A 23706-nucleotide genomic window follows, 5' to 3' on the forward strand; every position below is an offset into this window, starting at 1 on the left:
ACCGGGAGCGCGCCGCCCGGGTCCACTCCTCACGCCGCCACGGAGAACAGCAGGAGGTTGTGCGCGGCCGGCCCGAGCCCCATCGCCGCGACGAAGCCGAGCAGGAGGTACCCCTCCGCCGGCCGGTCGCGGACGTACGCCGCGAACAGCCAGACCACGGCGCTCGCGACCGCGAGCTTCACCAGCAGGAACACCCATCCCTCGCCCAGCACCGGGACGGGCGGGATCCAGTCGAACCCCAGGAGGATCCGGGAGAGGGGCGTTCGCTCGCCGAAGCCGAGCTGCGCCGTCCCCACGGCGGTCGAGACGCCGTCGAGCGCGTGGCCGAACACCGCGAGCGCGCCGACTTCGCCGGTGACCGCGGCCTCCGGGCGCAGCCGGGTCAGCCCGACCCAGGCGGCGCCGGCGACCGGGAGCGCGAGCGCGAGCGCGACCGTCGACCACCGGGCGCCGACCGGCGAGAGCCCGGTCCCGACCGCGACCGCGACGACCGGGAGGAGGCAGAGCGCGCCGGCCACGGCGACCAGCGTCGGGACGCGCTCGGCGCGCAGTTCCGCGCCCGCGAGCCACGCCGCGCCCGCGAGCGACCCCACCGTGAGGTAGACGGTCGGCGAGCCGGCGAGCGGCGCGAGCGCGGGCGGGAGCGCGTCGACGACGTACAGCACGTGGGCCGCGGAGCCGAGCGCCATCCACGGCGCGAGCGCGAGCACGTGGCGGGCGGTCACCCGCGGGGAGCGGCGGCGGAGCGCGGCGCCGACCGCCCCGGCCGCGAGGAGGACGGCGACGAGGTACGGGAGCGGGGGCAGCGTCGTGCCCGCGGGGAGGAACGGGATCGCGCCGGCCATCAGACGGACAGGACCGGCTGGCTCGCGTAGAGGAGGACGTACTCCGCCGCCTTCCCGAGCACCTCGCCCGGGTCGCCCGTGACGGGCTCGCGCGGCACCACGATGAAGTCGGAGTCCAGCTCCTCGGCGGTGTCGAGCACGACGCTGCCGGGGTGAACCGTCTTCACCGTCATCGAGAAGCCGGCCGCGATGGAGTTGCTGTGGGGCACCCCGGCGGCCTCCGCGCGCCGCGCGACGGAGTCGGTGAACGCCTCCGTGTCGTCGGCGACGTCGCTCTCGTCGACCGCGCCGTGGTCGATGGCGCGGACCACGTCCTCGTCTAACACGTACAGGGCGTGGACGCTCGCGCCGTACTCGGCGGCGACCGCGATCGCGTAGTCGACCGCCTCGTGGGACTCCTCGCTCCCGTCGACGGGAACGAGCACGAGGTCGATGTCGATGTCGGTCATACGCGAGACCTCGTCGGGGGAGTTCAAAAAGCCCGCCCCATGCGGTCGGCGAGGCTGCTCCCGTCGGCGCGTCGGAGCCGTCGCCGGGCCCGGCGACGGACCGGTCCGCGATCCCCCGCCCGCGCTCAGAAGCCGGAGAGCTCGCGCTGCGGCGCCCCGCGACGCTCCGCCGGCGGCACGTTCGTCGCGACGATCTCGTCGACCGCGTCGCGGGCGTCGGCGTCGCTGTTGATCGCGCGGGTCGCGTCCTCGCGCTCCACGTGGAACCCCGCGTCGGCGTACGGCTCGTACATCACGCCGCTGTTGCTCACCACGACCCGGACGCCCGCGTCGTCGAGCTCGCCGGCGACGTCGAGCAGCCGGCGCTGGTCGTCGCGGTCGAACCCCTCGGCGCTGTACTCGTTGAAGCTCGCGGTCGCGCTCATCGGCTCGTACGGCGGGTCGAAGTAGACGAGGTCGCCGGGCTCGGCGGCGTCGAGGACGTACGCGAAGTCCCCGTTCCGGAGCGTCGCGTCCGCGAGCACGTCGCTCGCCCGGCGGATCCGGTCGCGCTGGACCCAGTCGGGGTTCGCGTACCGCCCGACGGGAACGTTGAAACCGCCGTCGGCGTTCTCGCGGTAGAGGCCGTTGTAGCAGGTCCGGTTGAGGTACAACAGGAGCGCGGCCTCTTCGAGCGGGTCGAACTCGCCCTCGTAGGGGCGTCTGTTGAACCGCGCGCGCTGCTGGTAGTAGTAGCTCTCCACGTCGCGGCCGCGGGGCGTCTCCTCGGCGTACGGGAGCGTCGGGTCGGGGTCGGCGTTCGGGTCGTCGAACCGCGCCAGCCGCTCGATCAGGGCCTCCGGCTCGTCGCGCACCCGCTCGTAGAAGTTGATCAGTCGGGGGTTCGCGTCGTTGACCGTCGCGTCCGCGGGCTCCAGGTCGAAGAAGAGCGCGCCGCCGCCGACGAACGGCTCGTGGTACCGGCCGTACGACGCCGGGAAGCGGGCGTACAGCTCGTCGAGCAGCTGGCGCTTGCCGCCGGCCCACTTCAGGATCGGCTCGGCCATGCGATACCGGCACTCCCCCGCGACGAGGTAAAAACGTCTCGGGCCCTGTCGTCGGCCGGAGTCGGTCGCCGGCCGCAGTCGGCCGTCGCCCGGGTGCGGACGGTCGGCGTCCGGAGTCGGCCGTCGGCCGGACTCAGTCGTCGCCCGGCTCCTCGTCGAGATCGGGGAGGTCCGCGACGTGGGCGGCGGCCTCGTCGAAGTTCGGCCCCGGCGCGATCGTGCCGGCCTCGCGGTCCCACTCGATGTACCCGGCCTCCTCCAGCGCGGGGAGGTGGACCTCGCGGAGCTCCTCGGCGATCTCGTCCGCCCGGCCGCGGACGCGGAGGTCCGCGACCGTCTCGACCGTTCCGTCGGCGAGCCCGGCGACCGTCCGCCGCGCCTCCGTCGCGTCGAGCGCCGCCGTTCGCGCGGCGAGCGTGTCGCGTGTCGTCGACATGGCCGTTCGTATTTGTTTCACGGCGTGTGGCGAAATAAAAGTACGGGCGAGCGGCCGGCGCGGGGGCGGCCTACCGCACCCGCAGCGTCCGGTGGAGCGTGTAGCCGGCGATCACGAGGAAGACGAACGGGAGCCCCGTGAGCGGGTGCGCCAGCAGCGAGCCGCCCGCGAGCACGAGGTACCCCTTGTCCGGCGGCGACCACGCGGTCCGGTCCCGCATCGCCGCCAGCTCGGTCGCGAAGGCGTAGAGGAACCCACCGGCGACGGGCAGCCACAGCGCCGCCGCCAGGGCCGTCCCGAGCGGCGTCCCCGCGACCCCGCCGACCGAGCGGGGGAGCCACGCGACCGCGGCCGCGTACTCCGAGTCGACGAGCGCGCGCGCCGCGACCGACGCCGGTAGGTATAGCGCCGCGACCGCGACCGTCGTCCAGAAGGGGACGTTCGCGCGCCGCGACGCCGTCGGCGGGGAGCCCATACCCGACCGCGGGGCCCCGCCGGGAGAAACCCTCCGGTTCCCGTCACGCCGTCAGAGCCCGTGGACCACGCGCTCGCCCGCGTCGAGGCCGTTCGCGATGGCGGCGTGGAGCCGCCCCTCGCCCGCGACCCAGTCGCCGAGCAGGTAGAGCCCGTCCCGGCGGGCGGAGTCGATCGGTCCGCGGTCGACGCCGCCCTCCGGGAGCGCGTAGCGCCACCCCTGGTGGTCGGTCCACGCCGGGTCGGCCAGCCGCTCGTCGCCCACGATCGAGGCGGTGTGCGCCGCCAGGTCGGCGACGTTCGCGGCCGGGTCGTCGCCGTAGCGCTCGGCGGACCACTCGGGGCCCGCCTGGACGACGAGCAGCGTCTCGCCGTCCGGGACGTGGCCCGCCTTGCACTCCTCGCGCGAGATCCACCCCACGGGGTGCTCCTTGTCCGTGTTGACCAAGGCGTAGTAGGGGACGTCGACCGCGAAGGGGTAGTGGAGCACCGCGGTCCACACCGAGCGGTACGCCACGTCGCCGACGGCGTCGACGAGCGACTCCCGCAGGGGCGACTCCCACTCGGCGTCCCGGAGGAGCTCGGCGGTCTGAGGCGCCGGCGGGTTCATCAAGAGGACGTCGAACGGCCCCCACGTCTCCCCCCCCGTGTCGTCGAGCTCCCACCGCTCGCCGACCCGGCGCACCGTCTCGACGCGCGTCCGCCGGCGGACCGTCGCGTCGGTCCGGCCGAAGAGCCGCTTCGCGATCTGGGTGAGCCCGCGCCGGTAGCTCCACTTGTGCTCGTCTGCGTCGCGGCCGGGCGAGACCGCCTCGTCGACGTCGAAGGTGTACACCGGCTCGGTGACGTCGACGAGCCCCTCGTCGTCGAGGGTCTCGGTGATCAGCTCGACGACGCGCTCGTCGTCGGACTTCAGGTAGTTCGCGCCGTAGTCGTACGTCAGGTCCCCGTGGCGACGGGTGGCCGCGCGGCCGCAGAGCCCGCCGGACTTCTCTAACACGGTCACGTCCGCGTCGGGCGCCGCCCCGTCGACGACGAAGGCCGCGGCCGCCGCGCCCGCGCCCGCCCCGACGATGCCGATCTCGGTCATACCAGTCGTACGCGACGCAGTCACTTAGTCGGTCGTCTCGCGGATCGCGGAGGCGGGACGCGGACGCCGTGACGAATTAGAGAACCGCGGTCAGTCGTCGGCGCCGACGACCATCACGGGCGCGGAGGCGCCGCGCTGGACGCGGACGGGGAGCGTCTCGGGGTGGACCAGCCGGTCGAGGCCGGTGCGGCGCGCGGAGCCGACCACGATCAGGTCGGCGCCGTGCGCGTCGGCGAAGTCGAGCACCTCCTCGTGAGGGGCGCCGTACCGGAACCGCTTCTCGACGTCGACGCCGAGCGCCTCGCCGCGGGCGGCGGCGTCCTCGACGAGCGCCTCGCCCGTGCGCTCCCGGCGCTCGACGACCACGTCCCAGTGCTCGCTGGTGTCGACGACGTACAGCGCGTCGACGGTCGCCCCGTGCGCGGCGGCGACGTCGAGCCCGGCGTCGATCGCGGCGCGACCGGCCTCGTCGTCGCCGGTGACGACGAGCACGCGCTCGAAGACCGATCCGCCTCGCGCGGTTCCGACCGAGCCCGGCGCGCCGCGCGCCTCGTCGGTCGCGGCGTCGACCGCGCTCGGGGCAGTGGCCCCGCGGGCGGCGGTCCGGTCGGTCTCGGCGGGTGCGCTGACGTCTGGGGCCTCGGCGTCGACGGCGTCGGTGTCGGCGGACATGATGAGTGGTGCCGGCCTCGCCCGTTCTCGGGCGCCGGTCGTGTTCGTATTCACGTAGGAGAGCCGTCCTCTTAACAATTTTCGACAGTATAGACGATTATCATTATCTATCCGGCAGCGATTCTCGGCGTCGGTTGCGTTTCGCGGTGATCCGTCCCGGTTTTTCTCGACGAACGACCGCGATCCGGTTCACCGCGGCGCCCCCCGACGCGCTCTGAGGGGCTCCCGTCCCGGATCCGGTCCGGCGCGGGGCGACGAGGCAAGAACGTCCCCAACGACGCGTTTTAATCGGCGAGTCCGAACAGTACCGGTACGGACGCGAGCGGCGCGGCGGAGCCCCCCGCGGCGCGACCCGACGCACACGCCATGACACCGAACATCACCACGCGGTCGACGGACGGCAACGATGGGTGAGGAGGGCGCAGCGAGCGACGGCGACGCCGCCCCCGACGAACCGGCCGGCGACGGTTCCGCCCCCGACGAACCGGCCGGCGAGGTCGACTACGCCGGCCGGGCGTCGTCGATCCTCGGGTTCTCCCGGTGGTGGCAGATCGTCGCCGCCGCGGGGATGATGGCCGCCGTGAGCCCCTACCAGTACGTCTGGTCGTCGATCGAGCAGCCGCTCGCCGCGAGCCTCGACATCGCGCTGCCGGCGCTCGGCGCGGTGTTCTCGTTTTACGTCGTCTTCCAGTCGCTCTCGCAGTTCCCCGCGGGCAAGTGGCGCGACAGCCGCGGGCCGGGCGCGCTCACCTTCCTCGCGGCGCTGCTGGCGGGCGGGGGGTACATCGGGCTGGCGTACGCGACGGCCGTCTGGCAGCTCTACCTGCTGTACTCGCTCGGCGCGGTCGGCGTCGGGATCGTGTACACGGTCGCGGTCAACACCGCGGTCAAGTGGTTCCCCGACCGCACCGGGCTCACGACCGGCATCGGCACGATGGCGTTCGCGGGCGGGAGCGCCCTCGTCGTGCCGTACGTGCGCGCGAACGCCACGGTGTCGGCGTACGGCGACGTGCTCCGGAACGTCGGGGTCGCCATCCTCGCCGTCACCCTCGTCGGCGCGTACCTCCTCCGTGACCCGCCGGACGACTGGCTCGGACTGGAGGACCGAGACGACGACGAGGGCGACGACGGGCTGGCCGCCTCGCTCCGCGGGCGGGCGTACACGACCCGCGAGATGCTGTCGACGTGGCAGTTCTGGCTGCTGTACGCGATGTTCGTCGCGATGGCCGGCGCCGACCTGATCGTCATCGCCAACGTCGTCCGGTTCGCCGAGCAGTTCGGGCTGGCGGCGGTCGTCGCGACCGCGGCGGCGACCCTGCTGCCCGTCGCCGCCGGCGTCTCGCGGATGGTCCTCGGCGAGGCCTCGGACCGCTTCGACCGCAAGCGGGTGATGGCCGCCTCGTTCGTGCTCGCCGGGGTCTTCCGGCTCGCGCTGATCGGCGCCGGGCGGGCCGAGGCCGGGATCGCGTTCGTCGCGCTGGTGATGGCGGCGATGTTCTTCTCCTCGCCGCTGTTCGTCTACTTCCCGTCGGTGATCGCCGACTACTACGGCTCGCGCAACTCCTCCGGCAACTACGCGGTCCTCTACACCGCGAAGGTCGGCGGCGGGGTCTTCGCGGGGACCGTCACCGGCTACCTCGTCGCGGCGTTCGGCTGGGTCCCGACGTTCGCGCTCGGCGGCGGCCTCGCCATCGCCGCCGGACTGGCGGCGCTCGCGCTCCGCCCCCCGAGCGGCTCCGGGCTGGAGACCGAGTCGGCGACGCCGGCGGATTAGCCGCCGCGGCTACAAGGTCGACGGCGTCGCCGCCGGACTCAGTCGCGGCTGCTCGCCGCGGGGTCAGTCGTGTCGCTCGCCCCCGGCTTCCGCCCCGCGACCGCGTAGAACGGGTCGGTCCCCGGGCGCTCCGCGATCCGGTCCTCGACCGCGAGGCCGCCCGCTCTCAGATATCGCTCGACCAGGTCGGCGCGCTCGTCCATCGAGGCGGTCCGCCACGCCCGGACCGCCTTCGTCGGGAACATCCGGTTCGAGAAGCTCACGACGACGGCGCCGCCGGGCGCGAGGACGCGCGCGAACTCCGCGAACACGGGCCCGGGATACTGGAGGTACTGGACCGACAGGGCACAGCAGACGGCGTCGAAGGCGCCGTCGGCGAACGGGAGCGTCGGATCGGCGTTGAGGTCGCGGACGACGAAGTCGTCGAGCCGGTCGTTCGCGGCGAGCTCCGCCTCGTTGAGCCCGTGGCCGACGACTCGGTCGAACTCGGTCGGGGGAAGGTGCGAGACCCAGCTGCTCATCGCGTCGAGCACGCGGTCGCCCGGGTCGAGGAGATCGTCGTACAGCGCCGTCAGGCGGTCGAGGAACGCGTCGTCGGCGTGGGTGACGAACCGCGGCTCCTCGTAGAACGTCCCGTCGGGCCGGTCGTCGCGCTTCCGCCGGTCGCGGTCGGAGAGGACGGTCGTCACGGGTACCGTCGCTCGGGGGTGCGGACCAAAGAGCCCGTCGCCGGCGACGACGCTCCCCGTCCGCCGGCCCGGGGACCGGCCCGCTCACCCGACGCGCGCCATCGCGCGCTCGATCCGCCGCGTGACCCCGTCGAGCCGGTCGCCGACCGACCCGACCGCCGCGAGGACGGGGTACGTCGCGCCGGTCGACCCGTAGAGGTACGTCGGGAGGTCGACGGCGTCCTCGTCGAGCCGGAGCTCGCGCTCGTGAGCCGCGATCACCCGCTGGCGGCGCGCGGCGATCCGGTCGCAGTCGTCCAGGAGGACGCCGGCGCGGGCGCGACACGCGTCGAGCGCGCCGAAGTCGCCCTCGGGGACCGCCGCGTCGAGCGACGCGATCTCGCGTCGGACGGCCGCCAGCCGCGACCCGGCGCGGTCGAGCGACTCGGCCTCCGTCGCCAGCCGCTCTTCGAGCCGCTCGCGCTCCGCGATCGCGGCGTCGACCGCGTCGAACAGGGCCCGTTCGCAGTCGGGGTGATAGGCGGTGTTCCGGGTGAGCGCGCACGCCAGCTCGGGGCCGAACTCCGCGGCGACGCTGCGCTCGTAGGTGTCGTCGTACTCGTCCTCGTAGTGCGGCACCGACATCACCGTCTCGACGTACGCGTCACGGACGGCGACGAGCCCGGAGCCCGGCGGCGCGGCGGGGACGCCCGAGCCCGCGTCCGCGGTCGCGCCCGGGGCAGCGGTCGGTCCCGAGACGCCGCCGGCTCCCGAGATCCCGGGCGGCCCTCCGGGACCGCCCCGCCCCGGCGCGGACGACCCGCCCGGCGCGGTCGACTCCGTCGGGATCGCCTCCAGTCGGCCGCGGAACGCCCGGAACGCCTCGCGCTCGTCGACGGTGCGGCGCCGCTCGACCCGGAGGGCCTCCCGCGCGTCGTCGACGGGCGCCCTCGACCCATCCGATCCGTCGGTGGCCGTTGACATACCGCGTCCCTCGCCACCGGGCCTCGTAAGCGCTTATATGAGCGGTATCGGGCCGCCGTGAGCGCTCCCGAGCGTTCAATAGCCCTCCCGAGACGGCGGCCGGGTTCGCCTCGCGCCCGCTCGGGCGGCGGGAAACGTACATCCGTCGGCCGGCCCAAGGCCGCGCCGATGGACGTCGCGCTGATCACGGTCGGCGACGAGCTGCTCTCGGGCGACACGGTGAACACGAACGCGAACTGGCTCGCCGGCGAGCTGAGCGACCGGGGAGTCACCGTGGCGCGGATCCTCTCCGTGCCCGACGACCGGGCGGCGATCGCGGACCACGTCCGCGACTACGCCGGGGCGTTCGACGCCGTGATCGTCACGGGCGGGATCGGGAGCACGCCGGACGATGTGACGATGGAGGCGGTCGCGGACGCGTTCGACCGCGAGATGGCCGCCACCGACCTCACGCGCGAGTCGGTCGAGCGCCGGCTGGCCGCGATCCGCGAGCGCGTCCCCGACCGCGAGTTCGACGTCGACGTCGAGGCGGAGGCGGCGGTCCCCGAGGGGAGCCGCCCGCTCGTGACCGAGGCCGGGCTCGCCCCCGGCTGCGTGGTCGAGGGCGTCTACGTCATGCCGGGGATCCCGGACGAGCTGAAGGCCGTCTTCGCGACCGTCGCCGACGAGTTCGCGGGCGACCGGCGCTCGCGGTTCCTCTACACCGTCGAGCCCGAGTCGAACATCGTCCCCGCGTTGGAGGAGGCGATGGAGCGGTTCGACGTCGCCGTCGGCTGTTACCCCGACCGCGAGGCCGAGCACAACCGCCTGAAGGTGACCACGACCGACGACGACGCCCTCGACGACGCGGCGGCGTGGCTGCTGGCGAACGTCGACGCGAGCGAGACGCCGGTGCGGCGCGACTGGGACTGAAAAAAGTGGGGCGACGAAGGGGACGCCGGTCGACCGCGGACGCGGATCAGCCGGCCGTCTGGTTCCCCGAGGGGTCCTGCGATCCGGACGGGGCCGTCTGGTTCCCCGACGGTCCGTCCGGTCCGGAGGGCGCCGTCCGGTTCCCCGACGGCCCGGTCGGCGCGCGCTGGCCGCCCGGCGCCGCCTGGCCGCCCGTCACGAGGAAGTCGGCGAGGTTCCCGATCAGCGCGTCGTTGTCGGCGCGCGCGGCGTTCTCGGGCGAGAGGAAGTCGCTGTCCCCCACCATCACCACGCCGTCGGTCCGAACGAGCAGCGGCGCCTCGGTCGACGCGCGCGTCGTCGACAGCTCGCTCCCCTCGATCGGGCGGAGCACGTCGCTGCCGGCGGCCGCCGTGCCGACCGGCGTCGCCGTCGGCAGGACCGCGCGGTCGACGCCCTCGGTCAGCGCGGCGTCGGACCCGCCGGTCGGCTCCGCGTACACGCGCTGGTAGTTCAGGTCGTTCTCCTCCATGTTGTAGACGTAGCCGGGCTCGGTCGTAATGTCGAGCGTCGCGTCGAGGCCGACCGCTCCCGGCCGGTCGAACGCCGCGTCGGGCTCCGTCGCCACGATCACGCGACCGCCCGAGTCGACGAACTCCTCGATCGCCGAGAGCTCCGCCTCGTCGTAGTCGGTCCGGAACGTCACGAAGGCGTCCGCGTCGGCGAGCCGCTCGCCGAGGGCCGTCTCCGGCCCGCCGCCGGGGGCGCCGGGGCCGCCGGGACCGGCGGCGGGGCGCTGCCGCGTCGCGCCCGGCACGTAGACGTCGACCTCGTGGCCGTTCTCGATGAGCGCGTTCGCCAGCGGCCGCACGTCGCGGTCGGCGACGCCCCCGCCCCCGAGACCGAGGAGCGCGAGCGGGCTCGCGGGCACGCCGCCGGACGCGTCGATGCCGGGGTCGACGAGCACCGTCTGCGACCGCGCCGTCGACTCCATCTCGACGGTCGCCTCTCCCGGCGTGTCGTTCGCGACCGCGTCGCCGTCGACGTAGTGCTCGTTCTGGATCTCGGGCGCGGGGGCGGCGCCGTCGGCGGTCACGAAGCCGGTGACCGCCGCGCCGCCGGTGATCGCCGCGAGCGTCACGACGAAGGCGGCCGCCAGCGTGCGGAGGTCGCTCACGCGCCGACACCCCCGGCGGACCGCGCCGTCTCGTTACCTGTCGCGCCGGTCGCTCCCTCGCCGTCGACCTTGAGATCGCTCTCGGAGAAGCGCTCGACCGTGTCGACGTGCGGGATCGCCGGCAGGTGGACGTACGTGAGCCCCATGGGCTCGACGTCGGCGTAGCCGGGATCGTTCGCGTGGACCGCGACGACCTGGGTGTCAGTGCGGAGCAGGAACGGCAGGCCGCCGTCGGGCCCGGTCTCCCGGGTGTCGACCTCGTACTCGCCGAGGTTCTCCTCGGTCGCGGCGGCGTGGATCGCCTCGTTGAGCGAGCCGATCTCGTCCGCGAAGCCGTTCTCGACCGCCTCGGTACCGAGGTAGACGTCCGCCTTCGCGACCTCCTCGCGCGGCATCTGGAACTCTTCTCCGCGCTCGGCCATCATCGCGTCGACGAACGTGTCGGCGAGCGTCTGCTGCTCGGCCCATCTCTGTATCTCGTTGCTCCCGGCCTTGTCCGGGCCGCTCGGGCCGTAGACCGGCGCGGTCGACCGCGGCGCGGGGGCGTTCAGGCCGATGCTGCCGACCGTCGAGGTCGGGAGCACGTAGATCTCGTCAGCGGGCGCCATGGCGTAGTAGCCGCCGGAGGCGCTGATCGACTGCACGCTCGCGATGACGGTCGTCTGTTCGCTCGTCCGCTGGACCGCCTTGTACATCCGCTCGGAGGCGACGGGCGCGCCGCCCGGCGTGTCGATCTTGAGCACCACCGCGCCGACGGAGTCGTTGGCGCGGATGTCCGCGAGTTCGCTCTCGACGTCCTCGGCGAGGGCCGTGTTGACGGGCCCCTCGATCTCGACGACGGCGACGGTATCGTCCGGGTCGTTGGTCGCCGCGTACACGCTGGGCGCGAGCACGGCGCCGACCACCGCCGCGGCCACCACGACGACGGCGAGCTGCTGCCGCGACGTGAGGGCCGTGGAGGGCTGTTTGGATGACATGACCGAGTAGACCCTGCGTCAATCGGAAAATAAAAATTGCGGAAACGAGCGCGGTGATATCAGCCCTCACGGGGAGGTCCCGTGCGGCGGATCGCACCGCCGTCAGAGGAGGCCCGCACCGCCGAGCACCAGTCGGACGCCGACGAGCGTCAGCAGGCCGAGCACGACGGCCCGACGCGGTCGCTCGCTCACGCGGTCCCGGAGCCGTTTCCCGACGGCGACCCCGCCGACCGCGGGGAGCGCCGCCGCGGCCGACGCGAGGGCGAACGACCCGTCCGGGTAGAGCCCGAGGGCGCCGGCGGCCGCGACGCGGAGGCCGTTGATCCCGACGAACACCAGCGCCACGACGCCGACGAACAGGCCGTGAGGGAGGTCACAGCTCCGCACGAACGCGACGAGCTGCACGCCGACGTTCGTCGCGCCGAACAGCAGCCCGGAGGCGCCGCCCACGGCGCTCATCGCGAGCGGCGTCTCGACGAAACAGCGGTCCCTCGCCCGCGAGAGCGACGGGAGCGGGAAGGCCCGCTGGGCGGTCGCCACGAAGCCGAGCGAGACGACCCCGAGCAGGACGCGGAGCGGGGCGCCCGGGAGCCGGTCGAGCAGGGCCATCCCGGCGACCGTGCCGACGACGGCGGCGACGAGCAGGGGGGCGAACCGGCTCCCGCACACGCGGAGCTCCTCGCGGGTGAGCTCCCCCGCGAGCGCGGCGTTCACGGCGAACATCGGGACGATCATGAACGTCACCGCGGTCGCGGGGTCGACGAGCGTCGCGAGGGCCGTCGTCCCGACGACGGCGAAGCCGAACCCCGCGACCCCGTTGACGGCGCCCGCGACCGCGACGACCGCCGCGATCGCCGCCGCCAGCTCGGTCGAGAGCCCGAGCGTCATACCCGGGGAGACGAGGGGATCGGTGATAAACGACCACCGGTCGTGTGCGGCGCGCGCCACCGGGGACGGGCCTTGATGAGGGTGGCCGTCGTCGTCGGGGGCATGCAGGAGTTCGACTTCCTCGTGATCGGGTCGGGGTCGGGACTGGACGTGGCGAACGCGATGGCCGGCCGGGGGAACTCGGTCGCGGTCGTCGAGGAGGGGCGGCTCGGCGGGACGTGTCTCAACCGCGGCTGTATCCCCTCGAAGCAGCTCCTCTACCACGCCGACGTGCTGGAGACGATCGAGGGCGCCGGCGCGTTCGAGATCGACGCCGAGGTCACCGACGTGGACTTCGCGGAGATCGTCCGGAAGGTGAACGAGGACGTCTCCGAGAGCTCCGACTCTATCCGACGCGGACTCTCCTCGTCGGACAGTCACGACCTGTTCTCGGGGACCGGGCGGTTCGTCGACGACCGCACGGTCGAGGTCGTCGACGGCGACGACGCGGGCGCGACGCTGCGGGCCGACACCGTCCTCGTCGCGACCGGCACGCGCCCCTCGATCCCGCCGATCGACGGGATCGAGGACGTGGACTACCTCACGAGCACCGAGGCGCTCCGGTTGGAGTCGCCCCCGGATCGCCTCGTGATCGTCGGGGGCGGCTACATCGCGGCCGAGCTCGGTCACTTCTTCGGGACGTTCGGCACCGACGTGACGGTCGTCGGCCGCCGCGAGCACCTCCTGCCGGAGGCGGACGCGGCGGTCGGCAAGGCGTTCACCGACCGCTACGCCGACCGGTTCGACGTGTACACCGGCTACGAGGCCGTCGCGGCCGACGAAACGGGCGGCGAGGTGACGGTCGAGGCCCGCCCGTACCCCGAGGCCGGCTCGGTCCGCGCGGGCGGCGAGGCGGTCGGCGTGCCCGACGAGGTCGAGGACGTGACGGTCGCGGGCGACGAACTGCTCGTCGCCGCGGGCCGCCGGCCGAACACCGACGCGCTGAACCTCGACGCGACCGGCGCCGAGACGGACGAGCGGGGGTTCGTCGAGACCGACGAGTACCTCCGGACCGACGCCGAGGGGGTGTGGGCGCTCGGCGACGTGGTCGGCGAGTATCTGCTGAAACACAACGCGAACCACGAGGCGAAGGCCGTGATCCGGAACCTGCTCGGCGACGAGCCGGAGCCGGTCGACTACTCCGCGATGCCGTTCGCGGTGTTCGCCTCGCCCGAGGTGGCGGGGGTCGGCGCGCGCGAGCGGGACCTCCGCGAGGCCGACGCCGACTACGCCACGCGCACCTACCCGTACGACGAGACGGCCCGCGGGAGCGCGATGCACGCCGACGGGTTCGTGAAGGTCCTCATCGACCTCGACGGGACCATCGAGGGGTGTCACATCGTCGGCCCCGAGGCGTCGAACCTGATCGAGGAGGTCGTCGTCGCGATGACCGCGGGCTCGGGGACGGTCGCGGACATCCGCGACGCGGTCCACGTCCACCCCGCGCTCTCCGAGGTCGTCGACCGGGCATTCTCCGGGCAGTTCTCGCGCGGCGGCGGTCACGACCACGGGCGTCGCTCGTGACACGTCATCGCATGCCGAGTCGGCGTCCGGGACACACACCCGCCGGTGGGTTATGTACCGGTAGCGCCCATACCGGAGTACGATGGCAAAAGCAGCAATCGTGATTCTCGCCGGCAACGAGTCGCACGCCGACTACGGTCGCCTCGCGAACGCGCTGGAGGCCGCGAAGGAGTTCGCCGAGACCGACGGCGACGAGCTCGAACTCATCTTCGACGGCGCCGGGACCCAGTGGATCCCGGAGCTGGAAGACGAGGAGAGCGACTACCACGAGCTCTACCAGGCGGTGCGCGACGACGCCGCGGTCTGCGACTACTGTTCCGGCGCGTTCGGCGTCGACGACGCCGTCGCCGACGCGGGCCTCGTCACGCTCGACGAGTACGACGGGCACCCGAGCGTCCGGTCGCTCGTCGACGACGACTACGAGATCATCACGTTCTGAGCGCCGTTCGCGGCGCGTTCTCCCTTTTTTAACGACACCGATCGGTAGCGTCAGATAAACTCGGAGGGGTTCGGCCCGTTCGTGACGTGGACCTCGAACGGCTGCGTGCCGACGTCGTCCCGCTCGACGAGGTGCCAGTACGTCTCGGCCAGCTCGTCGGGATCGAGGAACGTGTCCGCCTCGCGGTCCGGGTCGCGCTCGCGGGCCTCGGCCGAGCCGATCTGGCCGTCGATCACGACGTGCGCGACGTGGACGCCGTCGCCGCCGAACTCCTGCGCGATGTCCATCGCCATCCCGCGCGCGGCGAACTTCGCGGCCGTGAACCCGATCGCGCCGCCGCGGCTCCGCACCGCCGAGGTGGCGCCCGTGAATATCACCGTGCCGCCGCCGGCGTCGAGCATGTCGCCGACGGCCTCCTGCGAACAGACGAACGCGCCGCGGCCGTTGACCGCCCACGCCTCCTCGAACGCCTCGACGCTCGTGTCCATCAGGCCGGTCCACGACGCGGCGCTCGCGTGGTTGACGAGGACGTCCACCGGTCCGAACGCCTCCCGCACCGTCTCGAAGCCGTCCCGGATGGCCTCGACGTCGGTCAGGTCGACCGTGACCGCGAGCCCCTCGCCGGGGTCGGGGAGGTCGGCCGCGAGCCCCTCGACGTACTCCGTCGAGCGGGCGAACAGGGCCACCCGACAGCCCTCCGCCGCGAACTTCCGCGCGAGCGACTCCCCGAGCCCCGGACCGACGCCGGCGACGACTGCCGTGCGAGTCATGCCCGCGCTACGGGCGCCCGGTTGAAAACCGTGGCCGCTCCGGCGAAGGGGGCGTGGGGACGCGGCAGCGTCGCTCTCATGGATTCGACCCGTCGACGGTTCCGCCCGTCGAGGGGGAGGGCCCTCGTTCGAGCGGGTGACCGCGCGGGGTGATCCCGTCGAGCCGAACGATCCGCCAGCCGTCGCCGCGACAGCGGACCGGCTCGAGGACGGCCGTGACGGTGTCCCCGCGACCGAGCCCCCGGAGCCGCTCGCGGACCCCCTCGCTCGCGTCGATCGCCTGGTAGGTCCGCCCGTCGACGCCGTACAGGGTCACCGCCCCGTCGCGGTTCGGTTCCGCCGCGAGCGTGCATCGCCGTCGAACCGCGTCGGTCGCTCTCATGGTTTGGCGGGCGTCACGGCACGGCATAAAACGAACTATGAGGCCATCGTACGGCGACGGACGGCTATTGAACGCTTCCGACGCAACCCGAGATCGTCGCGGACCGCGACCCGGAGGAGTCCGGACCGACCTCACCCCTCAGTGGCCGCCCGGAGCTCCGGGAAGTACCGGCCGTGGAAGTCGAACGGGACCGCGTGCGGCAGCGTCGCCCGGGCGCGTTCGGCGAACGTCTCGCCGTCGAGGACGAGCAGGCGCGACCGGTCGGCGTCGACGTCGAGCGCGACGGTCAGCACGACGCCCTCGTCCTCGCGCTCGCCGTCGGGCGCCGGGACGAAGATCGGCTCGCCGAAGTAGTCGCCGCCCGCGTCGAAGGTCTCCGCGGTCCCCGACTCGGCGTCCAGCTTCACGACGCGTCGGGCCCACTCGGTGACCGGCGCCTCCATCCCCATCGCGTAGACGTACCGGTGCTCGCGGCACCACCGCGCGGGCGACGCGGTCGGGAGCGCGGTCCCGCCGTCGTACAGCGCCTCGCGGGAGACCGCGGCGCCGTCGCGGTCGGCCTCGCCCGCGCCGTCGTACCTGTCCGCGCCGGTCGCCGCTCCGAGGTCCAGGGTGAACCGGTCGACCCGACCGACGATGGCGCCCATCTCGCCGGCGCGGACGTTCTCCAGGTACAGCGAGTCGATCGCGGTCGCGTCCGGGACCGTCTCCAGGTCGAAGACGACCTCGGTCCCCCCGTCCCGCTCGAAGGCGTTGACGTGGTGGAAGCCGAAGACGGGGGCCGCGGTCGGCTCCGCGACGACGTCGCCCGTCGTCCGGTCCAGCACGACGATCCGCGTCCCGCGCTCGGGCTCCCACTCGAACTGCTCGATGAACGGGGGCTGCCGCCCCGGCTTCAGGAACCGGCGCGGGTCGAGCCGGAGCGGGAACTCAGTCAGCACGACGTACCGCGGCGTGAGCGCGAAGCTGTGCATGTACGCCGGTCGGTCGGTCTCGACGCTGCCGACGTGGCGCCGGTCCCCGTCGGCGGTCCACGCGGTGACGTGGTACCGGCTGGTGCGCCCGAACTCGGTGTCGACGGTGACGAGCGCGCCGGTCGCCGGGTCGCGCTTGAAGTGGGCACAGGAGAGCTGGCCGCTCGGCGCGTCGCCGTCGCGGTCGGCGTACCCCGTCGCTTCGAGCGTGTCCGGGTCGAACCGGACGCCCCGCGGCGACTCGGTCAGGGCGACGTACGCGTCGCCGACCCGCTCGGCGACGATGTTCGCGTTGTCGTACGGGTCCGTGAGGAAGGTCGCCAGCCGCGAGCGGAGCGTCGTCTCGCCGGTGGCGAAGCCGCCCTCGAACGCGCCGCTCGTCGCCGCCTCGTACGCGTCCGTCCGGAGGAAGCGGTTGCGGTAGTGGACCGCGTCGCCGTCGCCGTCGGTCACCGACCCGGCCTTGTCGCCCGGATCGAACGTGAAGCGGTACAACATCGCGAGCCCGTCGAACCAGTGGTCCACCTCGCCCCCGTCCGGGAACGAGAACGCCCCGGGACCGTTGCGGATCAGGCTCCCTCGGAGCCACGCGGGGAGGTCGCCGCGCACCGGAAGCGACGCGGCCGCCTCATCGCGGAGCGAGTGGAACCCGGCGTGCGAGTCCATGACGGATCCCCGGGACGCGGCGGGCTAAGGTCTGACGGCGGACCGGGACGGGCGAGGCCGCCGACTCGCGCCGGTTCGGCCCGAACCACCCGCGCCGGGTCGACGTCGGCGATTCACGCCTGGTCGACATCGGCGATTCAGACCGGATCGACGTCGACGACGGTCGAGAGCCGCGCGTTCTCCTTGATCCGGACCCCGGCGCCGCCGACCGACAGCGGGACTCGCGGGAGCGCCGTGACGCGGAGCGTCGGATGGAAGGCGCCCCGCTCCAGCAGCGCGTCCCGCGTCTGGACGGTGAACCGCAGGTCGTCCCCGGCGATCGACTCGTTGTACTCGACGAGGTACGTGCCGGCGTCGAGCGACCACCACCCGTACTCGTCGTCCGGGTCGCGCTTCTCTCGCTCGCACGGTTCGACGGCCGCGGCCTCCAGCTCGTCGCCGCCGAAGTCGACGCGGCCCGGCCCGGTGACCTCGCGGACCTCGGCGACCGTCAGGTCGACGCCGTCTCCCTCGGTCTGGGTCGGTTCGTGGACGAGTCCGTCGATGTGAGTCGCGTACGATGACATCGACGGACGCCTTACCGGCGAAGCGACGTAAAATCACGCGGCGTTCGGGGGAGGGACCCGCGCTGTCGCTCCCCGTCGTGCGGTTTTCGCTTATAAGTGAGTGGGTTGGGGCGGATTTGAACCGCCGGCCTCCTCAGCGCCTCTCGCGCCCGCCTGCGGCGGATACGGCGCTCCCGCGGAGTCAAGATCTGCAGAATAACGCCGCGCACGTACCACACAGGGTCAGGCGATTCGGAAACACCGATGACCCGACAAATCGAACCCGAACGCGCAGTAGAACGGTATCTAAACGAACGCCGGGCGGACATTTCCGAGTCCACCTATTACAACCACTCGTCCCTGCTGTCACAGTTCATTGAGTGGTGTGAGGCCGAAGATCTGGACTACGTCAACGAACTCGACGGGTTCCACATCTCCGACTTCAAGATCCACCGCCGGGATGAGGACGGCATCAACAAAGTTACTCTCTATAATCAGATGACTGTCCTTCGGGTCTTTCTCCGATGGTGTGAATCACGCAGTCTGGCTGAAGGCCTCGCGGAGAACATCCTGATGCCGGTTCCCGAAGAGGACTCTCGGGATACGATGATCGACTCGGAGACGGCGGCACAGATCCTCCAGTACCTCCAGAAGTACGAACACGGGACGTTGAAACATACGGTGTTCTCGCTCCTGTGGGACACGGGGTTCCGTGTGGGAACTCTCCGAGCGGTCGATCTCGAAGACTACCACTCAGAGGAACAGTTCATTGAGGTGGAGCATCGTGCGGAGACTGGTACACCGCTCAAGAACAAGTACGGAGCCGAACGTGAAGTGAACCTCCACGAGTGGGTGTGCGACGTGATCGACGACTACATAGAGATGTACAGGCACGATGTAACCGATGACCACGGACGAGAACCGCTGATCACTACGCAACAAGGTCGACCTGTTCGGTCGAACATACGCGGCCACATCAACTCGATGACGCGGCCCTGCGTGTACGCGGATAGCTGTCCCCACGATAGGAACCCCGATAGTTGCGAAGCCGCACAGCGGCGCGACGCGGCCGCACGGTGTCCCGGTTCAGTTCCGCCTCACGCAATTCGTCGTTCTGCGATCACGGCATGGCTCAACGACGGCCACACGAAGGAACTCCTCTCCGATAGGATGAACGTCTCCGTGAAGACGCTGGAGAAGCACTACGATGCTCGGACGGAGAGCGAAAAGCGGGAACTTCGCCGCGAGGAGTTCGGGATGGAGTAGCGAAGCCGTTTCTCCAAGCAAATCCTGCCCGCAACTCCGGGGGTTCGAGTGCCCAAGACAGTCCTCAATCTCTTTGATTTATTTTCTGGAATGGTGACGCCGTCTGCGTATTTCGGTATCTATTTCCCCTTGGACGTTGTCTATAGGGTGAAGGCAGATTCTCGCGGGACTCCCAACTTGCGAGTCGCAACTATCGGTTCCTCTCTGAGTATCACTTCATTGAGGCGGAGAGGATCGCGAATTGCTGTGACCCTTCATTATTTTCTGACATATGAGTACAGATACATCTACGTCGAAAACGTCATCCAGTACAGAGAGAAAATCGAACAACGACTGCGCGTGCGTCCAGTACGGTTTCTCTGACGAAAAGGGGCCGCACCGGGAACCGAAACTCCGAACGATCTTCGATCCCATTCCCGAGGGTGCCAAGACTGCCAGCCCCATCTACAAGCTACCGAGTGAGCAGTATGAACGGCAAGACGAGTTCGAGACGGGTTACGAGATCAAGGGTGGTTCCTCGATAGCGAAGGAAATTCAGGACGAGTGTGAAGAGGATGATCGTGTCCTCTGTCCCGTTCACATTGAGTCCGACGCATACCACGATGTGGGGCCGAAGACGCTCATCTCGTGGTTTCAGGAGTTCGTCGATGATTATCTTGAAGTTCCGTTCAACACGTGTACGCTCTACTTCTCGGGGAATCGATCCATCCACGTTCACGTTCCCCGGTTCGTATCGGGAGAAGACGATCGGGAAGGGCTGAAGGAATTGGCTGAGTCCTTCTGCGAGGAGGCCGGGGCAGACCTTGATTTGGGGCTGTATTCGCGAAAGCGGCTTTTCAGGCTTCCCGGTGTCGAACACGCGAAGTCTGGCATGCCGAAGGTCGAGATCGAATCAACCTGGAATCATAATCGCATCTTCCGTGAGGCAAACGGATCAAACCCAACCACGTATTCATCATACGCCGACGTACTGTGGGATGTATACGTTCAAGAGCCGCTGACCTTCGAGACACCCATTCCTTCCAGAAACAGACCTCGAAGCCTGTTTCAGGTTCTAAACCCCAAGAAGACCCTCTTGGAGTTCGCGCACGATGAGTCGGGAAGCGAGATCGAGACTCCCCTCATCGAGCAGGTGGCGTATCCCGAAAACCCCGCTGACGTTCCAGAGTGGTCGATGTACAACACGCAAGAGTTCTCCCCGTATGCTCTCGCCTCCGGAAACCCTCGAAGTGTCGCCGCAGTTCGCGTCAAAGGCGGGCCGTTCGCTCGGAGAGACAAGCGCGGAGGCGCGACAATGGTACCGGCGTACTTCTACGGTGCTATTGGGTGTAACGGCGGGTTCACAAAGCAGGACGTCCACGCGCCGCTCCAGTTGTCGAAGAAGGACTACCGGAAGTGGGACTACGAAGTCGGCGAGAAGATCGTCATCATCGGCGGGAAGAGTGGGAGTTCCCGGATCTTCAGCGTCTCCTCGTGGGAAGCCACCGTGGTCGGTCATGCGCTGATGAGTGACGAGGGCGGGCGAGACACCGCGCTCAACTACCTCTCCAAGCAGGGATACAACGTTGGTGCGTCTGGTTCTACCGGATCGAACTCGAATGGGACAACTACATCGACGTCAGGCGAGTTCAGCAGAGAAACAGGGACGATTTGGCCCGCTCGCGAGAACTGGAACACGGACGTAGAAGGCCTCCAATGGAAAGCCGAACAGGATGGTATTGGTACGCTTTCGCACAAGGAACGAGTCCGTGTTGCGTGTCGCCATCTCCAGAACGGCTGGCAAGCAACGTGGGAGTGGTTCGAGGAACAGTTCGGCCCCACGTTCAAGCCCGAGATCACATGGCAATTCCTCAAGGGGATTGTCGAAGACTTCGAAGAGTACAATCACGTAGACGTACCCCCGAAGCCCGCGTGATGCCCATTCTCGCGTACTGTCTGGACAGATACTGTCTACCTTTCACGTAGGGACGTGACTATCCTACTTCGATAATGAAATCAGCACTTGTTCTTTATTCCTCATACAACACACGACCCTGCCACTAAGTTATGTTGCGAAAACGCAGTAAGGCAGAGGGGAAGTCTTCTCTTCCGTCATATCCATTTATAATAGAATAACAGGATTCCAGCGACCAGTTTCCCTGATAACGAATGACGCACCTCTATTCGTCAACAGCAAGCTGGTCACGCCGTCCAAATGCTCCGCGAGACCGCCCGCCAACCTATGACTTTCTACCGGACCCGCGGCCCGCCGACTGCGTAATCTCCCGCTCTACTCCCCCGATTAGCGAGTCGAGATACCACTTTGACGGACTTCTTTCAGAGGTCGGCACTACGCACAGCGATGCCGACAACTGTAAAAAGCATGTCTCACTTTTTCAGCCACACTTCTACCAAATATAGCGGAATCCAAATCATGACAACTGACGACCCAAGAATAGTGAATAATCCGGCGAATTGGAACCATGTTATGAATGGAACTCCACCGATTGAACCGGATGTAAAAAGTGCGATCAAACTAAGAAATCCATTAAAAATACCAAGTAGCCAAACAACAAATCCCAGAAGTAAAGTACCATAGGAAATGCCGAGAGAGTTAATCCAATCAGCCACAGACGATTTTACGCCTTTCAAACGCCGATTAGGGTGTGGATCTCCTTGTCCTTTCCACTGGTAGTATGATCTTTTTTCTTGTTTGATCAGATCTTCACTTTTGGACAGTTCGGATATTTGATTTGCCACTGTTGTTTCTTTCCCTGCCCGACATTTGTCTTGGATCGACTGGAAAACTACATCTGGCTTGTGTTCCATATCCGGATTATCATACAGATACTTGATGATCTCTCGTTTTGTGTCCTGATTTGGCCCATCATATTTTTTCAGCAGATCTTCTTTTGTACTCATGCTAATCGCCACACTGTAGCGGGTTGTGACTCCGATCACACCCTTGGTTTTTGCTCGTGATTCCGATCATAACCTATCAGTCGAATAAACTATCTTCCCTGTTTATATGTCAGCGGCTCGTAATCGTAATCGCACATGACACAAAATGTAATGCGACCGTGGGAGGAATAAGATGCCGGGTGTCGATCACGGATTCGAGCGTGGACTCAGTGTAGTCGTAGAAGCAGTGGTTACAGCGATCATTCTCGGTAAGCTTGTCCCGGTCCTTGTGGAAGCTGGTCTACTCCCCAAGTACGTGTTTTCGCTGTTCATGATGGCATCCATATTCGGAGCGGTGATGATGATTGGCAACGCCAAATACTGGTCTTTCGGTTACTTGGCAGGGGTTTGCCTCGGGATTCCCTTCGGTTTGGGAGCTTTCTTGCAGACCGGCTTCTTGGGTGCATCTGATTACCTTCTGCTCCTGCTAACATTAGCCGGCGCGATTGCTCTAAAGGCGAAGATACACACATAAGACACCAACTGCGTATGCTCCGGAGGTTCGATTTCCCTCGTACGCGGGCGACGCGCATTACCGCAACGCAGTATACTGTATATATTACGTAGTACTGATCTCGGGAATACGTATTCACCTACGTTCTCCCTCCGCAACGTAAGGAGAACACAGCAATTACTATTGTACGAGGGTCGACGAGCTTTGAACCTTTGAGGGGCATAGTTTCTCTTCGCCCTCAATGTGTCTTAGCTCCGGAGAGACTATCTGGACTCTTCTAACACGTTTCTTTCATACGGTCGGTTTATTTGTAACACCCACATCCTCAGATAGGGGAACTATCTCACTTTCCTCAGGCTCTACAGCAAGCCCGTGAGGAGATTTTTGCTTGAAGATATAGTCTCTCACATGAAACTCTATAAAAACGATTCTCATATCTGTGTTCTACCTTACAATTCACTGTGGATACATTACTCTGATACGAACAGCTCCAAGACTTCTGACTCTCATTCACCCATCTCTCGGAGAGGCTTACCTATACGACGCGCTCGGGGAGGTGTTGAGTGTTCTAACCGGCATATCCTACGCACCTGCATGATGTGTACTCAATGGGGGGTGTGGGTAATTGTACGATAGCACAATTGTTATTGAAATTGAGTGTTATCTCCACCTTGATGAGTTTGTTACAGATAACCTTACAACTTTCAACAGTGGAAACGTCTACGACTACAGATCTGCTTGGTATTCTTTTTACAGCCTTTGCGCTATACTTACCAGTAGTATTATTTCTCATGAAATCATTTTCTAATTCAATAGATATTGATATTGTTGATAAGTACGACAAGTCAGAGAAAGCTTGGGAAATAGCAATGATGGAGATGGAAGGTGGAGTCTCCTTTTCAAAAATATTGATTACAGTGATTTATTTAACAGGTTTCGGTGGTGTTTCTGGTTTAATTTTATATGCTGCAATTTCCTTCGGACTTATTTCAACTTTATACTCTCTCGTCGGATTAGGCGTATTAATGTTCCTTTTTGTATTTATCCTGATATTGACTTTAATTGCTGCAAGAGAGTATTATAACACAAATAAAAAGAAGGCGAGATATATACGGGAAAGAAGCTTAAACAATCAGAAAAGGCTGGATGATTTTAATGAACGTAAGGAGAAAGATGAACAGACTGATGCAGACGTTGATTATGTCTTAGATCAATAGTCTGTTTGCATTGTATATACTCAATCAATGGGTTGAGGTAGAATCCTCGTGTCAATCATTCGTTGATCTCATCTCCCGATGTATCTGTTACCTCTACTATCTATCCCTACATACACACA

At 67.6% G+C, this 23706-nt stretch carries 25 protein-coding genes; 8 read left to right on the plus strand and 17 right to left on the minus strand.

Annotation, left to right across the window (positions count from 1 at the left end; translation table 11 throughout):
• Positions 1 to 29 precede the first annotated feature (29 nt).
• From ACFQMF_RS12670 to ACFQMF_RS12700, 7 genes are all read right to left on the minus strand, one after another.
• Positions 30 to 845: a DUF63 family protein gene (locus ACFQMF_RS12670; RefSeq protein ID WP_256408164.1), complete on the minus strand. Its 816-nt coding sequence runs from the start codon at positions 843 to 845 to the stop codon at positions 30 to 32.
• The gene (locus ACFQMF_RS12675; protein ID WP_092564335.1) at positions 845 to 1294 is read right to left on the minus strand and encodes a universal stress protein; all 450 of its coding nucleotides are present in this window, start codon (positions 1292 to 1294) and stop codon (positions 845 to 847) included. The genes ACFQMF_RS12670 and ACFQMF_RS12675 overlap by 1 nt, the downstream gene beginning before the upstream one ends.
• Before the next feature lie 125 nt (positions 1295 to 1419).
• A complete protein-coding gene (locus ACFQMF_RS12680; RefSeq protein ID WP_256408166.1) occupies positions 1420 to 2340 on the minus strand; it encodes a DNA adenine methylase in 921 nt (306 codons plus the stop codon).
• A 133-nt stretch (positions 2341 to 2473) separates the two neighbouring features.
• Complete coding sequence (locus ACFQMF_RS12685; protein ID WP_256408167.1) at positions 2474 to 2776, minus strand: hypothetical protein; 303 nt, start codon at positions 2774 to 2776, stop codon at positions 2474 to 2476.
• 70 nt (positions 2777 to 2846) lie between these two features.
• Complete coding sequence (locus tag ACFQMF_RS12690; RefSeq protein WP_256408168.1) at positions 2847 to 3251, minus strand: abortive infection protein; 405 nt, start codon at positions 3249 to 3251, stop codon at positions 2847 to 2849.
• Positions 3252 to 3302: 51 nt separating this feature from the next.
• Entirely contained in the window at positions 3303 to 4340 is a 1038-nt protein-coding gene (locus tag ACFQMF_RS12695) for an NAD(P)/FAD-dependent oxidoreductase (RefSeq protein ID WP_256408169.1), read from the minus strand.
• Between the two features lie 90 nt (positions 4341 to 4430).
• Positions 4431 to 5012, minus strand: a complete 582-nt coding sequence (locus ACFQMF_RS12700) for a universal stress protein (protein ID WP_256408170.1) — start codon at positions 5010 to 5012, stop codon at positions 4431 to 4433.
• Between the two features lie 406 nt (positions 5013 to 5418).
• Between ACFQMF_RS12700 and ACFQMF_RS12705 the strand changes: the two genes are divergently transcribed.
• On the plus strand, positions 5419 to 6786 hold the full coding sequence (locus ACFQMF_RS12705) for an MFS transporter (RefSeq protein ID WP_256408171.1): 1368 nt from the start codon (positions 5419 to 5421) through the stop codon (positions 6784 to 6786).
• Positions 6787 to 6824: 38 nt separating this feature from the next.
• On the opposite strand, the gene ACFQMF_RS12710 is transcribed toward ACFQMF_RS12705, so the two are convergent.
• Both ACFQMF_RS12710 and ACFQMF_RS12715 read right to left on the minus strand, forming a co-directional pair.
• The gene (locus ACFQMF_RS12710) at positions 6825 to 7475 is read right to left on the minus strand and encodes a methyltransferase domain-containing protein (protein WP_256408172.1); all 651 of its coding nucleotides are present in this window, start codon (positions 7473 to 7475) and stop codon (positions 6825 to 6827) included.
• 84 nt (positions 7476 to 7559) lie between these two features.
• Positions 7560 to 8438, minus strand: a complete 879-nt coding sequence (locus ACFQMF_RS12715) for a DUF7260 family protein (protein WP_256408173.1) — start codon at positions 8436 to 8438, stop codon at positions 7560 to 7562.
• Between the two features lie 168 nt (positions 8439 to 8606).
• On the opposite strand from ACFQMF_RS12715, the gene ACFQMF_RS12720 reads away from it, so the two are divergent.
• Positions 8607 to 9350, plus strand: coding sequence for a competence/damage-inducible protein A (locus tag ACFQMF_RS12720; RefSeq protein WP_256408174.1), 744 nt, complete (start codon positions 8607 to 8609; stop codon positions 9348 to 9350).
• A 46-nt stretch (positions 9351 to 9396) separates the two neighbouring features.
• Here the strand turns inward: ACFQMF_RS12720 and ACFQMF_RS12725 are convergent, their stop codons facing one another.
• The 3 genes from ACFQMF_RS12725 to ACFQMF_RS12735 form a co-directional block, all read right to left on the minus strand.
• Positions 9397 to 10506 carry a hypothetical protein gene (locus ACFQMF_RS12725; protein ID WP_256408175.1) on the minus strand — a complete coding sequence of 370 codons (1110 nt, stop codon included), beginning with the start codon at positions 10504 to 10506 and terminating at the stop codon, positions 9397 to 9399.
• Positions 10503 to 11483, minus strand: a complete 981-nt coding sequence (locus tag ACFQMF_RS12730; RefSeq protein ID WP_256408176.1) for a S49 family peptidase — start codon at positions 11481 to 11483, stop codon at positions 10503 to 10505. The genes ACFQMF_RS12725 and ACFQMF_RS12730 overlap by 4 nt, the downstream gene beginning before the upstream one ends.
• Before the next feature lie 102 nt (positions 11484 to 11585).
• On the minus strand, positions 11586 to 12371 hold the full coding sequence (locus tag ACFQMF_RS12735) for a sulfite exporter TauE/SafE family protein (protein WP_256408177.1): 786 nt from the start codon (positions 12369 to 12371) through the stop codon (positions 11586 to 11588).
• A 102-nt stretch (positions 12372 to 12473) separates the two neighbouring features.
• Between ACFQMF_RS12735 and ACFQMF_RS12740 the strand changes: the two genes are divergently transcribed.
• Both ACFQMF_RS12740 and ACFQMF_RS12745 read left to right on the plus strand, forming a co-directional pair.
• Entirely contained in the window at positions 12474 to 13934 is a 1461-nt protein-coding gene (locus ACFQMF_RS12740; protein ID WP_256408420.1) for a dihydrolipoyl dehydrogenase, read from the plus strand.
• A gap of 82 nt (positions 13935 to 14016) precedes the next feature.
• Positions 14017 to 14373, plus strand: a complete 357-nt coding sequence (locus ACFQMF_RS12745) for a hypothetical protein (protein WP_256408178.1) — start codon at positions 14017 to 14019, stop codon at positions 14371 to 14373.
• 50 nt (positions 14374 to 14423) lie between these two features.
• Here the strand turns inward: ACFQMF_RS12745 and ACFQMF_RS12750 are convergent, their stop codons facing one another.
• From ACFQMF_RS12750 to ACFQMF_RS12765, 4 genes are all read right to left on the minus strand, one after another.
• The gene (locus ACFQMF_RS12750) at positions 14424 to 15143 is read right to left on the minus strand and encodes an SDR family NAD(P)-dependent oxidoreductase (RefSeq protein WP_256408179.1); all 720 of its coding nucleotides are present in this window, start codon (positions 15141 to 15143) and stop codon (positions 14424 to 14426) included.
• 76 nt (positions 15144 to 15219) lie between these two features.
• Entirely contained in the window at positions 15220 to 15525 is a 306-nt protein-coding gene (locus ACFQMF_RS12755; protein WP_256408180.1) for a hypothetical protein, read from the minus strand.
• Between the two features lie 131 nt (positions 15526 to 15656).
• Positions 15657 to 17165, minus strand: coding sequence for a carotenoid oxygenase family protein (locus tag ACFQMF_RS12760; protein ID WP_256408181.1), 1509 nt, complete (start codon positions 17163 to 17165; stop codon positions 15657 to 15659).
• A gap of 137 nt (positions 17166 to 17302) precedes the next feature.
• Positions 17303 to 17731 carry a dCTP deaminase/dUTPase family protein gene (locus tag ACFQMF_RS12765; protein WP_256408182.1) on the minus strand — a complete coding sequence of 143 codons (429 nt, stop codon included), beginning with the start codon at positions 17729 to 17731 and terminating at the stop codon, positions 17303 to 17305.
• Between the two features lie 243 nt (positions 17732 to 17974).
• On the opposite strand from ACFQMF_RS12765, the gene ACFQMF_RS12770 reads away from it, so the two are divergent.
• Positions 17975 to 18976, plus strand: a complete 1002-nt coding sequence (locus tag ACFQMF_RS12770) for a tyrosine-type recombinase/integrase (RefSeq protein ID WP_256408183.1) — start codon at positions 17975 to 17977, stop codon at positions 18974 to 18976.
• Positions 18977 to 19247: 271 nt separating this feature from the next.
• Positions 19248 to 20891 carry a hypothetical protein gene (locus tag ACFQMF_RS12775; protein ID WP_256408184.1) on the plus strand — a complete coding sequence of 548 codons (1644 nt, stop codon included), beginning with the start codon at positions 19248 to 19250 and terminating at the stop codon, positions 20889 to 20891.
• A 452-nt stretch (positions 20892 to 21343) separates the two neighbouring features.
• Here ACFQMF_RS12775 and ACFQMF_RS12780 read toward each other — a convergent pair whose 3' ends face one another.
• The gene (locus ACFQMF_RS12780; protein WP_256408185.1) at positions 21344 to 21916 is read right to left on the minus strand and encodes a hypothetical protein; all 573 of its coding nucleotides are present in this window, start codon (positions 21914 to 21916) and stop codon (positions 21344 to 21346) included.
• A 133-nt stretch (positions 21917 to 22049) separates the two neighbouring features.
• Here ACFQMF_RS12780 and ACFQMF_RS12785 point away from each other — a divergent pair, with 133 nt between their 5' ends.
• Together ACFQMF_RS12785 and ACFQMF_RS12790 are read left to right on the plus strand one after the other, a co-directional pair.
• Positions 22050 to 22391 (plus strand): hypothetical protein, encoded by a 342-nt coding sequence (locus ACFQMF_RS12785; protein WP_256408186.1) that lies wholly within the window; start codon positions 22050 to 22052, stop codon positions 22389 to 22391.
• Positions 22392 to 23080: 689 nt separating this feature from the next.
• On the plus strand, positions 23081 to 23587 hold the full coding sequence (locus ACFQMF_RS12790; protein WP_256408187.1) for a hypothetical protein: 507 nt from the start codon (positions 23081 to 23083) through the stop codon (positions 23585 to 23587).
• Positions 23588 to 23706: the final 119 nt, after the last annotated feature.

Source organism: Halorubrum rutilum (assembly GCF_042665015.1).
Taxonomy (GTDB): domain Archaea; phylum Halobacteriota; class Halobacteria; order Halobacteriales; family Haloferacaceae; genus Halorubrum; species Halorubrum rutilum.

Coding starts and splice junctions, on each gene's coding strand:
- ACFQMF_RS12670 (WP_256408164.1), bottom strand. CDS start 845: ATGGCCGGCGCGATCCCGTTCCTCCCCGCGGGCACGACGCTGCCCCCG.
- ACFQMF_RS12675 (WP_092564335.1), bottom strand. CDS start 1,294: ATGACCGACATCGACATCGACCTCGTGCTCGTTCCCGTCGACGGGAGC.
- ACFQMF_RS12680 (WP_256408166.1), bottom strand. CDS start 2,340: ATGGCCGAGCCGATCCTGAAGTGGGCCGGCGGCAAGCGCCAGCTGCTC.
- ACFQMF_RS12685 (WP_256408167.1), bottom strand. CDS start 2,776: ATGTCGACGACACGCGACACGCTCGCCGCGCGAACGGCGGCGCTCGAC.
- ACFQMF_RS12690 (WP_256408168.1), bottom strand. CDS start 3,251: ATGGGCTCCCCGCCGACGGCGTCGCGGCGCGCGAACGTCCCCTTCTGG.
- ACFQMF_RS12695 (WP_256408169.1), bottom strand. CDS start 4,340: ATGACCGAGATCGGCATCGTCGGGGCGGGCGCGGGCGCGGCGGCCGCG.
- ACFQMF_RS12700 (WP_256408170.1), bottom strand. CDS start 5,012: ATGTCCGCCGACACCGACGCCGTCGACGCCGAGGCCCCAGACGTCAGC.
- ACFQMF_RS12705 (WP_256408171.1), top strand. CDS start 5,419: ATGGGTGAGGAGGGCGCAGCGAGCGACGGCGACGCCGCCCCCGACGAA.
- ACFQMF_RS12715 (WP_256408173.1), bottom strand. CDS start 8,438: ATGTCAACGGCCACCGACGGATCGGATGGGTCGAGGGCGCCCGTCGAC.
- ACFQMF_RS12720 (WP_256408174.1), top strand. CDS start 8,607: ATGGACGTCGCGCTGATCACGGTCGGCGACGAGCTGCTCTCGGGCGAC.
- ACFQMF_RS12730 (WP_256408176.1), bottom strand. CDS start 11,483: ATGTCATCCAAACAGCCCTCCACGGCCCTCACGTCGCGGCAGCAGCTC.
- ACFQMF_RS12735 (WP_256408177.1), bottom strand. CDS start 12,371: ATGACGCTCGGGCTCTCGACCGAGCTGGCGGCGGCGATCGCGGCGGTC.
- ACFQMF_RS12740 (WP_256408420.1), top strand. CDS start 12,474: ATGCAGGAGTTCGACTTCCTCGTGATCGGGTCGGGGTCGGGACTGGAC.
- ACFQMF_RS12745 (WP_256408178.1), top strand. CDS start 14,017: ATGGCAAAAGCAGCAATCGTGATTCTCGCCGGCAACGAGTCGCACGCC.
- ACFQMF_RS12750 (WP_256408179.1), bottom strand. CDS start 15,143: ATGACTCGCACGGCAGTCGTCGCCGGCGTCGGTCCGGGGCTCGGGGAG.
- ACFQMF_RS12755 (WP_256408180.1), bottom strand. CDS start 15,525: ATGAGAGCGACCGACGCGGTTCGACGGCGATGCACGCTCGCGGCGGAA.
- ACFQMF_RS12760 (WP_256408181.1), bottom strand. CDS start 17,165: ATGGACTCGCACGCCGGGTTCCACTCGCTCCGCGATGAGGCGGCCGCG.
- ACFQMF_RS12765 (WP_256408182.1), bottom strand. CDS start 17,731: ATGTCATCGTACGCGACTCACATCGACGGACTCGTCCACGAACCGACC.
- ACFQMF_RS12770 (WP_256408183.1), top strand. CDS start 17,975: ATGACCCGACAAATCGAACCCGAACGCGCAGTAGAACGGTATCTAAAC.
- ACFQMF_RS12775 (WP_256408184.1), top strand. CDS start 19,248: ATGAGTACAGATACATCTACGTCGAAAACGTCATCCAGTACAGAGAGA.
- ACFQMF_RS12785 (WP_256408186.1), top strand. CDS start 22,050: ATGCCGGGTGTCGATCACGGATTCGAGCGTGGACTCAGTGTAGTCGTA.